Annotated in this window: 11 protein-coding genes; 7 read left to right on the forward strand and 4 right to left on the reverse strand. The window is 66.3% G+C overall.

Features of this window, described 5'->3' with window-relative positions:
- Positions 1–106: 106 nt before the first annotated feature.
- From FFS52_RS08845 to FFS52_RS08865, 5 genes are all read left to right on the forward strand, one after another.
- The gene (locus FFS52_RS08845) at positions 107–1,018 is read left to right on the forward strand and encodes a haloalkane dehalogenase (RefSeq protein ID WP_137809421.1); all 912 of its coding nucleotides are present in this window, start codon (positions 107–109) and stop codon (positions 1,016–1,018) included.
- A complete protein-coding gene (locus FFS52_RS08850; protein WP_137809422.1) occupies positions 1,015–2,232 on the forward strand; it encodes an oxidoreductase in 1,218 nt (405 codons plus the stop codon). Before FFS52_RS08845 ends, FFS52_RS08850 begins: the two co-directional genes overlap by 4 nt.
- A gap of 38 nt (positions 2,233–2,270) precedes the next feature.
- Positions 2,271–3,617: an LLM class flavin-dependent oxidoreductase gene (locus FFS52_RS08855; protein ID WP_137809423.1), complete on the forward strand. Its 1,347-nt coding sequence runs from the start codon at positions 2,271–2,273 to the stop codon at positions 3,615–3,617.
- Positions 3,618–3,760: 143 nt separating this feature from the next.
- Positions 3,761–5,095, forward strand: coding sequence for an NAD(P)H-binding protein (locus tag FFS52_RS08860; RefSeq protein WP_137809424.1), 1,335 nt, complete (start codon positions 3,761–3,763; stop codon positions 5,093–5,095).
- A 135-nt stretch (positions 5,096–5,230) separates the two neighbouring features.
- Positions 5,231–6,244: a YihY/virulence factor BrkB family protein gene (locus tag FFS52_RS08865; RefSeq protein ID WP_137809425.1), complete on the forward strand. Its 1,014-nt coding sequence runs from the start codon at positions 5,231–5,233 to the stop codon at positions 6,242–6,244.
- Between the two features lie 39 nt (positions 6,245–6,283).
- On the opposite strand, the gene FFS52_RS08870 is transcribed toward FFS52_RS08865, so the two are convergent.
- The 3 genes from FFS52_RS08870 to FFS52_RS08880 form a co-directional block, all read right to left on the reverse strand.
- Positions 6,284–6,604, reverse strand: a complete 321-nt coding sequence (locus FFS52_RS08870; RefSeq protein ID WP_137809426.1) for an SMR family transporter — start codon at positions 6,602–6,604, stop codon at positions 6,284–6,286.
- Positions 6,605–6,606: 2 nt separating this feature from the next.
- Positions 6,607–6,963 carry an SMR family transporter gene (locus tag FFS52_RS08875; RefSeq protein WP_065629989.1) on the reverse strand — a complete coding sequence of 119 codons (357 nt, stop codon included), beginning with the start codon at positions 6,961–6,963 and terminating at the stop codon, positions 6,607–6,609.
- Positions 6,964–7,084: 121 nt separating this feature from the next.
- A complete protein-coding gene (locus FFS52_RS08880) occupies positions 7,085–7,549 on the reverse strand; it encodes a DoxX family protein (RefSeq protein ID WP_137809427.1) in 465 nt (154 codons plus the stop codon).
- Between the two features lie 114 nt (positions 7,550–7,663).
- On the opposite strand from FFS52_RS08880, the gene FFS52_RS08885 reads away from it, so the two are divergent.
- Positions 7,664–8,134: a MarR family transcriptional regulator gene (locus FFS52_RS08885; protein WP_137809428.1), complete on the forward strand. Its 471-nt coding sequence runs from the start codon at positions 7,664–7,666 to the stop codon at positions 8,132–8,134.
- A gap of 18 nt (positions 8,135–8,152) precedes the next feature.
- Here the strand turns inward: FFS52_RS08885 and FFS52_RS08890 are convergent, their stop codons facing one another.
- Positions 8,153–9,004, reverse strand: a complete 852-nt coding sequence (locus FFS52_RS08890; RefSeq protein ID WP_137809429.1) for a helix-turn-helix transcriptional regulator — start codon at positions 9,002–9,004, stop codon at positions 8,153–8,155.
- A gap of 101 nt (positions 9,005–9,105) precedes the next feature.
- Between FFS52_RS08890 and FFS52_RS08895 the strand changes: the two genes are divergently transcribed.
- Complete coding sequence (locus FFS52_RS08895; protein WP_065629993.1) at positions 9,106–9,864, forward strand: SDR family NAD(P)-dependent oxidoreductase; 759 nt, start codon at positions 9,106–9,108, stop codon at positions 9,862–9,864.
- The last annotated feature ends 176 nt before the right edge of the window (positions 9,865–10,040 follow it).

Genomic DNA, 10,040 nt, shown 5'->3' on the forward strand with positions numbered 1-10,040 from the left:
AGATCGTCGTCACGACTCGCGCTGAACGATCGAGTCGTGTCCGGCGCTGGGTAGTTTGTGCCCACGACCCCATCGGCCTCTGCGCCACATCTCGACAGGATCTGCGATGACCCAGACATCTCGAGCGATTCCGCTCAGCGCTTTCGGACCCGACGCCCGTAGCGTCGACACCCCGGTACTCGACTCCCACATCCACCACATCGAGCACGGTGACGGCGATCCCATCGTCTTTCTCCACGGCAGCCCCACGAGTTCGTACCTGTGGCGTCACGTGTTCACCCGACTGGCCGGGCGCGGGCGGCTCATCGCGGCCGACCTCATCGGATTCGGCGACTCCGGCCGGCCGGACATCGCCTACGAGCTCGACGACAACGTGCGCTACCTCGACGCCTGGTTCGAGGCCCTCGACCTGCGTCGCGTGACCCTCGTCCTCCAAGACTACGGGGCTGCGTTCGGAATCGACTGGGCGGCAAAGCATCCTGATCGCGTGAAAGCGGTTCTGCTCGCCGAGCCGGTGCTTCGCGACATCGCCTCTGCCGATCTGCCGGAACCGTTCGTGCAAGCGCAGCAACTCATCCGGACCCCGGGGGACGGTGAGAAGTTCGTGGTGGACGACAACCTCTTCCTCACTCAGGTCCTCCCCGGCGCGTTTCTCGAGCCTCCGGCCCAGGAAGACCTCGATGTCTATCTCGCGCCCTTCCCCACCGCCGAGGGCCGTGGACACCTCATCCGGTTCCCCCGCAACCTCCCCATCGACGGCGATCCCGCCGGCACCGTGGAGTTTCTCGATCGCAGCGCCGAATGGCTGGGGAACAGCACCGACGTGCCCAAGCTGCTGTTGACCTTCGAGCCGGGATTCCTTCTCACGCCCGAGATCCTGGCCTGGGCGACCACGCACATCGCCGATCTCGAGGTCCGGGCCGCCGGTCCCGGAGTGCACTTCGTCCAGGAAGAACAACCGCAGGCCATCGCCGACGGTGTCGTCGACCTCCTGGCCCGGGCGGGGGATGCTCGGTGACGATCTCCGCAGACCCGACTCTGTCCCCGGTGCGCCCGGGCTCGGCCGAGTTGGACGCCCTGTTGGACCGCATCGCCGCCGGCAGTTTCGAGCGTGAGCGCACCGACACGGCTCCCCACGAACAGGTCCGCTGGCTGAAGGCGGCCAGAGTCGGTGCCTACCGGCTCTCGCCCGCCGACGGGGGCGCCGGCGCCAGTATCCGCGAACTCTTCGATCTCGTCATCCGCCTCAGTCGCGCGGATTCCAACCTCGGCCATTTGCTCCGAGCGCATTTCGGCACCGTCGAGGACATCCTGCGGTGGCCGCAGTCCCCCCGTCGCGAGCTGTGGTTGCGGCGCGTCGCAGCCGGCGAGCTGATCGGCAACGGGAACAACGAACTGAACAACCGGCATGCCGGGGACTTCAACAAGGCGACCACGTTCACGCCCGACGGCGACGGCTATCGGCTCGACGGCGTCAAGTACTACTCGACCGGAACCCTGTACTCCGAGCACACCTTTGTCACCGGGGTCACGCCGGACGGACTACCCGTGCAGGCCCTGGTACCCCTGGGACGGCCAGGGATCACCGTAGAAGACGACTGGGACGGGTTCGGTCAGACCCTGACCGGCACCGGCACAACACGTTTCGACGGGGTCCGGGTGCTCGCCGATGAGGTGACCCTCCCACCCGAGGATCTGACCTCGATCCCGCGCTGGCACCTCGGGCCGTTCTATCAGCACTACCTCAACGCCGTCGTGGCCGGCAACGCTCTCGCAGTCGTCGACGATGCAGTGGATCTTCTCCGGAATCGCAAGCGCAGTTTCACCCACGGGTCCGCGGACCTCCCGCGAGAAGACCCGGTCCTGCTCGAGGTCGTCGGCGAGATCGCGTCCCTGGCACAGGCGACGCGGTCGGTGGTTCTCGACACCGCCGATACGCTGGCGCGTATCCCCGACACCGTCGTCGACGGCCGAACCGACGACACGGTGGTCCACGAGGCAGCGTTGCGTGCCTCCCAGGCACAGGTCATCGTCGACGACCTGGCGCTCCGTGCGGCCACCCTGTTGTTCGACGTGGGCGGCGCGTCCGCGGTCAAGCGGTCGGCCAACCTCGATCGGCACTGGCGCAACATCCGAACGGTTGTGTCGCACAACCCTACTCGGTTCAAGAACCGTGCCATCGGCGATCTGCTGGTCAACGGTGCGACGCTGCCCGACAACACCTATTTCTGACCCCGCTCACCCCTTCGGTAAGGAACACCGCGTCACCCATGGTTGATCGTCGCCAACTCCATCTGAACCTGTTCATCCTGTCCTCGGGACACCACGAGGCGGCGTGGCGGCACCCGAACTCGACGCCTGAGCGAATGTTCGACCCGGCTTTCTACACGGAACTGGCTCGGGCCGCCGAGGCGGCAGCTCTGGACGCGGTGTTCCTTGCCGACATCCCGAAGCTCGATGCGAACATCGAGTTCAACGCCGCAGGACGGCTCGATCCGTTGCTGACGCTGGCGACGATCGCCGGTGCGACCGACCGGATCGGTCTCGTCGCCACCGCCTCGACCACGTACTCATACGCATGGCATCTGGCCCGGGCTCTGTCGAGCCTGGACCATCTGTCTCGCGGGCGCGCGGCGTGGAACATCGTGACCACCGATTCTCCCGACGCCGCACGCAATTTCGGGTTGCCGGGCAACCCCGATGCCGCGCTGCGTTACGAACGAGCGGAGGCGTTCGTCCAAGCGGTGCTCGCGCTGTGGGATTCGTGGGATGACGACGCGATCCGCCTGGACCGGGATGCCGGACAATACGTCGATCCCAGCCGGATCACCGCACCCGGCATCAGCGGCCTCCACGTCAACGTGGCAGGGGCGCTGACCACTCCGCGTCCGCCCCAGGGTCATCCCGTACTGGTACAAGCCGGCTCCTCCAACCACGGCCGGGACTTCGCGGCTCGCCACGCCGAGGCGATCTTCACCGCCCAACAACGCATCGACGATGCCCGGTCTTTCTACGCCGACGTGAAGAGCAAGGCGACCGCGTTGGGTCGCGACCCCGAGCACATCAAGATCCTCCCCGGCCTCAGCCCGTTCATCGGTGGGACCGAAGCCGAGGCGCGCAGACTCGAGCACGAGTTCAACGAGCTCACCATCCCGGCCTTCGGGCTCATGCAGTTGAAGGACTTCGCCCATGTCGATCTCGACGGCCTCGACCTCGACGCGCCGGTACCGATCGATGCCTTCGGAGATGCCGGCGACGTCACGAACAACAAGAAGTCCCGGACGCAGGTGTACGCCGATATCGTCCGGCGCGAACGCCCGACTCTGCGCGAACTGTTGCATCGGCTCGCCGGTGCACGTGGGCACCGGGTGGTGGCGGGCACCCCCGAGCAGATCGCGGACACGATGGCGGAGTGGCTGAACACCGGTGCGGCGGACGGATTCAACATCATGCCCCCGTATCTGCCCGGCGGGTTCGACACCTTCGCCGACACGGTGGTCCCGATCCTGCGCGAACGAGGACTGTTCCGCGAGGGGTATGGGGGGCGTACCTTGCGGGACCATCTCGGACTGCCTCGTCCCGGCAGGGTTCGCGAATGGACGCGCAGCGCCGACTGAGGGTGATGACCACGAGCGGGACCATGGCGTCGTTATCGAATCGTGGCCACGGAGAACGATCCGGCACCGACCGCGCCGAGGCGACGGCGCCGAGCGGCTTCGCTCCATAGCCTGGGAGGCACACCCGAGAGCGGAGGAGTCAGGTGGACGAGTCGCGAACCTGTCTGGTCACCGGAGCGACCGGTTACGTCGGCGGCCGATTGGCGCCCCGGTTGTTGGCACGCGGGCACAGTGTGCGCGCACTGGCGCGGACGCCGGAGAAACTCGCCGACGCACCGTGGTTGTCTGATCCGACGGCCGAAGTGGTCCGGGGTGATCTGTCGGATCGCGATTCGCTGGTCAAGGCCTTCGCGGGTGTGGACGTCGTCTACCACCTGGTCCACTCGATGAGCACGGACGCGGACTTCGCGGCCGAAGAGCGGCGTGCCGCGGAGAATGTGGTGGCCGCGGCTCAGCAGAACGGCGTGTCGCGCATCGTCTACCTCGGCGGTCTCCATCCGTCGGGAACCGACCTGTCCGAACATCTGGCCTCACGCGCCGAAGTCGGCGACATCCTCATCGACTCACCCATCGAGACCGTCGCCTTGCAGGCCGGGACGCTGATCGGCTCGGGGTCGGCGTCGTTCGAACTCATCCGGCACCTCACCGAGCGACTCCCCGCGATGACCACGCCGCGGTGGGTGCACAACAAGATCCAACCGATCGCGGTCGACGACGCCCTGCACTACCTCGTGGAAGCCGCCACCGCCGCCGTCCCGTCGTCGAGGACCTGGGACATCGGCGGTCCCGACGTCCTCGAGTACGGCGACATGATGCAGGTATATGCCGAGGTCGCGGGTCTTCGACCTCGAGTCATGGTGGTACTGCCGTATCTCACGCCTGCGCTGGCGAGCCGCTGGGTCCGGTTCGTCACGCCGATTCGCGGCAAGATCGCTCGACCGCTGATCGAGTCCCTCGAATGCGACGCCGTCTGTCGCGACCGGGCCGTCGACGCGATCATCGATCGTCCGGAAGGGGGATTGACCTCCTACTCGGAGGCGGTTGCCCACACGCTCGAACGCTCGGCGCGCGGCGATGGCCGTGCCTCGTGGGCCAACGCGTCCGTAGACGTGTCGCCGGCCGAACCCCTTCCCACCGATCCACAGTGGGCCGGTGAGGAGATGTTCGAATCGGAGACCCGGGTCAGTGAGCGCGCGAGTAGTGCGACGGTCTGGGAGCGGCTCGAGTGGGATGCGCGGCACCGCGGTGAGATCGTGCTCGCGCAACGACGGGACCGACTTCGTATTCGTCTGCGTGACAACCGTTTCGGCAGATCGTATCGCGAGTATCGCCTCCAGGCGGCGGACGACCCGGACGGGTCGGTGACGGTCACGACCACCGACCGCTACTTCCCGCGTGGGCTGGCTGGGCTGGCCTATTGGCGTCTGGGAACACCCTTCCGCACCCTCGGCATCCCCGGATTCGATCCGTTCCGGTGAACCGCCGATCCGATGACGTGTCCCGAATCGTCTCGTGCTCGGGTTAAAGTCGGCACCACCGTGGTAACTCCCGGTGAACGATTCGTTCAACGGAACGGGGAAAAGGCACGGGCCGGCGAGGAGAAGGATGATCGGGTGTCGTTGACCGAGCGGGTCGACCGTTTTCAGCGGCGTCATCCGGCGACCGGCTTCCCGCTTGCCGTCATCTACAAGTTCGTCGACGATCAGGGCGCCTACCTGGCCGCGCTCTGTGCCTACTACGCGTTCATCTCGTTGTTTCCGCTGTTACTGCTGTTCGCGACCGTGCTGGGGATCGCCCTGGCCGACAACCCCGACCTCCAGGACCGCATACTGGACTCGGCGATGAGCCAGATCCCGGTGATCGGTGGGCAGTTGGGCGAACCCGAGAAGCTCAGCGGCGGGGCCACCGCCATCATCATCGGGGTGGTCGTGTCGCTGTATGGCGGTCTCGGAGTGGCGGTCGCCGCCCAGAACGCGATGAACACGATCTGGGCAGTGCCGCGCAACGAGCGTCCCGACCCGATTTTCGCCCGTCTGCGCGGCCTGCTGTTGTTGTCGACGATCGGTGTCGCGGTCATCGGTCTGACCGTCGTCAACGGCGTCTCGGCCGCCTTCGAACTCGGCGTCGTCGGACGCTGGCTGGCGATCCTCGGATCGGTGGCGTTGAGCACGCTGGTGTTCACCGTGGCTTTTCGGATCGGCACGGCGCGCGACGTGTCGATCCGGGACGTACTGCCGGGCGCCTTCGGGGCGGCGGTCTGCTGGCAGATCATCCAGACCTTCGGCGCGGTCTATGTGCAGCACGTCATCGGTAACGCCAGCTCCACCAACGGCGTCTTCGCGATCGTGCTGGGCCTGCTCGCCTTCCTCTACGTGTCGTCGATCGTGATCGTCATCTGTCTCGAGACCAACGCGGTTCGCGTCGACCGGCTCTATCCACGTTCGCTGCTCACCCCGTTCACCGACAACGTCAGTCTGACGAAGGGCGACGAGGCGGCGTACTCGGCGCAGGTTCTCGCGCAGCGCAACAAGGGTTTTCAGGAGATCGACGTCTCCTTCGACAACCCGCGTGACGTCGAGTCCGGCGCTGAGGTGGACCAGCGCTCCCCCGGTCCAGAACGCGGCTGACAGTCGGCGCTCGCGGCGCGACATCAGCGACGCCGGAACTCAGTGCAGCGCGCCCAATTCGACGAGCAGCACACCGACGATGATCACCCCGATGCCGGCGACCATGCGTCGGTTGAGGCGTTCGCGGAACAGGAAGTGTGCGGCGACGGCCGTGGCTGCGACCCCGGCCGCCGCCCAGATGCCGTACGCCACACCGAGGGGCACGCCGTGCCGCAGCCCGAGGGTCAACGCGACGAACGCCGTCAGATACCCGAGGACGACGACTCCGTAGAAGGTCGGTCGACCGGTCGCGGCGGCACGCAGCGCGAGGGTCCCGGTGACCTCGGCGACGATGGCGGCGACGATGAAGACATATCCCACGGTCAGACCCCCGAAGCGGCGGAGTCGGCGCCCTCGTCGACGGGTGGCCGGTGGCCGGTCTCGACGAGGAGAACCCCGATCATGATGCACACGATGCCGATTCCCATCAGGAATCCGAAGGGCTCGTCGAATATCCAGGTCGCCAGTACCGCGGTGAGTGCGACGCCCGACGCCGACCAGATGCCGTAGGCCACGCCGATGCCCATGCCGCGCTTCAGGACTGCGGCCAGGAGTATGAACGCGAACGTGTAACCGACGGCGACCACCGCGTACAGCATCGGTTCGGTCTGTGAACCCTTGAGTGACAACGTCGCCGCGACCTCCGAGGCGATCGCCGCGATCAGCATCAGCCAGGTCATATCTCTCATTCCACTCGACGCCCTACTGGGACTGTAGGCGAGGACCGCGGACAGCGAACGCCCCGGTCCGCAGGGTGGGCGGACCGGGGCGCATGAACCGGGCGCCGGTAGCGGAGCGGGGTCAGCGCGAGGTGCCGACCAGGTCGCGCGACCGGGTGTCGTCGGCGGCGAGCCAGCGGACCTTCGACCCCAGCACGGCGTCCACGCTGAAACGTCCGGCGCCGATCACGGCCAGCAGCAGTGCGCCGGCACCGAGGGCGAGCACGAACTCGTAACCACCGTCGGAGACCCAGATGCCGTTGTCGACGTGTGCGATGAACAGCGCGCAGATCATGTCCAGCGTGAACAGGGCGGCGACGATCGGGGTCAGCAGCCCGACGATCAGGGCGATGCCACCGAGGATTTCGAGCCACGTGACGACGAACGCCGAGAAGGACGCGGCCGGAACACCCATCATGTCGAACCCGGTCTGCGGTCCCGTCCAGCCGTTCTGCTGGAACTTCTGCAGGCCGTGGGCCAGGAAGATGACGCCGAGAGCGACGCGTCCGATGAGGATGCCCGCACTGCGGACGATGGGGTTGGTCATGACTGAGCCGCCTCACTAGATGGTTGTGACTTGAAGTATCAAGTGAAGGCTAGGTGTTGACACTTGATGCGTCAACCTGATCACGGACGTGTTCACTTCGTATACACTGCGCAGATGTCCACTGCCCCAGAGCCGAACTGGCTCGACGACGAGGAAATGGACGCCTGGATCCAGGTGGCAACCGCGCTCGCCCGTCTCCCCCACGCCCTCGACGCCCAGCTTCTCCGTGACGCCCAGATCACCCACTTCGAGTACGAGGTGATGGCAGCGCTGTCCGAGGCCCCTGACCGCACCCTGCGGATGAGCCAGCTCGCCGAACTTTCCTACGGATCGCTGTCCCGGCTCTCGCATGTGGTCGGCAGACTCGAGAAGCGGGGATGGGTTCGGCGCCATCCGTGCCCCGAGAACGGTCGATTCACGAATGCCGTTCTCACCGAGTCGGGTTGGGAGAAAGTGGTGGCCACCGCTCCCGGGTATGTGACCAACGTGCGTGAGCTCGTCATCGACCGCCTCACGCGTGCGCAGCTTCGCCAGGTGGCCGCGATCGGAAGGCGGATCAACACTCGTGAGACCGGGTCGACGTAATCCCCCGGCGCCAGACGGTCAACGTGGATCGAGTCCGAGTTGCTGTGTGCCGAGCACGTTGAGCAATTCGATCTTTCCCGCTGCGTCCGTTCGCGGCGCTGCGGTCAGCACGAGCAACACCTGGGTTTCGTCCTCGGTGAAGAGCGCCTGACAGTCGACCTCGATCGCGCCGACCTCGGGATGGATCAGGATCTTGTGGTCCTCGAAGCGTCGGCTGACGATGTGGGTGTCCCAGAGCGCGTCGAATTCGCTGCTGCGGCGTCGAAGCTCTGTGACCATTGCTCCGGCACGGGAATCGGCGCCCATGACGCCGTAAGCGGCACGGAGCGAGGCGACCTGCGCACGGCTCTGCCGCTCGTGATCGTCAGCCGGGTAGCGGCCGCGTTCCTCGTCGGGGTACACGAACCACCGGTAGATGGCACTGCGGTCCATTCCGACGAGATGGTCGGTGTCGCCGAACAGCGCTCGCGCGCAATGATTCTGCACCAAGGTCTCCCCCAGTGCCGAGAGGATGAGGGCGGGGGTGTCGGTGAGCCGGTCGAGTACTCGCAGGAGTCCGGGCGCGATGTGGTCCGAGGCCGCCATCCGGTCCGGCGCGCTGTGTCCGGCGACCCGGAACAGGTAGTCCCGCTCATCGGCCGTGAGGCGGAGTGCGCGAGCGAGCGCCGCCAACATCTGGGTGCTCGGTTGTGGGCCGCGTCGTTGTTCGAGTCGGGTGTAGTAGTCGGTCGACATCGTGGCGAGCTGCGCCACCTCTTCGCGTCGAAGACCCGTCGTGCGTCGCCGGGCGCCCCCCGGCAGACCGACATCCGATGGTTGCAGACTGTTGCGTCGGCTCACGAGGAACCCGGCCAGCGCATCACGATCCATCAGGCCAGTATCACGGCGTCGGTACCGCGTTGCCAGGGATCGGCGATCCCCGGATGGTTGCGCTCTGGATGACTCGCCCGCCGGATCCGAGACTCGATGACATGAACCTCACCGGAAACACCATCTTCATCCCCGGAGCGACCAGCGGGATCGGCTTGGCGCTGGCGACCCGCCTGCACGACAAGGGCAACACCGTCATCGTCGGCGGGCGGCGCACCGAACTCCTCGACCGTATCCGTTCGGAACACCCCGGGTTGCACACCGTCGCGATCGATGTCGCCGACCCGGCCAGTGTCGAGTCCGCCGCACGGAAGATCATCGCCGAACACCCGAACCTCGACGTGCTCGTCGCGATGGCCGGCATCATGCGGGTAGAGGATTGGTCGTCCCCGGAAGGCTTCCTCGATGCTGCGGAGGCAATGGTCACAACCAATCTCCTCGGTCCGATCCGTCTGATCGGCGCGTTCATCGACCACCTGCGGTCTCGACCGTCCGCCACGATCATGACCGTGTCCTCGGGTCTGGCATTCGCCCCGCTCCGGGTGGCGCCGACCTACAACGCCACGAAAGCGGCGATCCACATGCTGAGCGAATCGTTGCGCCTACAGTTCGCCGATACCGCAGTCGACGTCGTCGAACTCGTGCCGCCGGCGGTTCGCACCGACCTGCTGCCGGGACAACGGGACAGCGACTTCGCCATGCCCCTCGACGAATTCGTCGATGAGGTCGTCCATCTCATCGGCACGCAACCCGCCGCCACCGAACTGCTCGTCGAGCGGGTGAAGTTCCTGCGGTGGGGTGAGGCGCGCGGCGACTACGCCGACGTCGTGGCGACGCTGAACGAGCAGGACCCGCACTGAGGTGGCAGGAGCGCGACCCCTTCGCTCCCTGATTCGAAAGAAGCCCACCACCCCTGCTCCCTGAGCCTGGATCCGTGGATGGGTGCGGGGTGTCGATGACAAGAAAATGCCCTCTGAGCTGGAATGATTGGTGGTGTTGAGACAACAAAACATTCCAGCTCAGAAGGCATTTTCAG

Origin of the sequence: Gordonia sp. ALPHA1B1, assembly GCF_005502615.1 — a bacterium.
Taxonomy (GTDB): Bacteria; Actinomycetota; Actinomycetes; order Mycobacteriales; family Mycobacteriaceae; genus Gordonia; species Gordonia hongkongensis.

What these genes read in the sequence shown, in the direction of transcription:
- FFS52_RS08845 (WP_137809421.1), top strand. Translation starts at nt 107, where the DNA reads ATGACCCAGACATCTCGAGCGATTCCGCTCAGCGCTTTCGGACCCGAC.
- FFS52_RS08855 (WP_137809423.1), top strand. Translation starts at nt 2,271, where the DNA reads ATGGTTGATCGTCGCCAACTCCATCTGAACCTGTTCATCCTGTCCTCG.
- FFS52_RS08875 (WP_065629989.1), bottom strand. Translation starts at nt 6,963, where the DNA reads ATGACCTGGCTGATGCTGATCGCGGCGATCGCCTCGGAGGTCGCGGCG.
- FFS52_RS08880 (WP_137809427.1), bottom strand. Translation starts at nt 7,549, where the DNA reads ATGACCAACCCCATCGTCCGCAGTGCGGGCATCCTCATCGGACGCGTC.
- FFS52_RS08885 (WP_137809428.1), top strand. Translation starts at nt 7,664, where the DNA reads ATGTCCACTGCCCCAGAGCCGAACTGGCTCGACGACGAGGAAATGGAC.
- FFS52_RS08890 (WP_137809429.1), bottom strand. Translation starts at nt 9,004, where the DNA reads ATGGATCGTGATGCGCTGGCCGGGTTCCTCGTGAGCCGACGCAACAGT.
- FFS52_RS08895 (WP_065629993.1), top strand. Translation starts at nt 9,106, where the DNA reads ATGAACCTCACCGGAAACACCATCTTCATCCCCGGAGCGACCAGCGGG.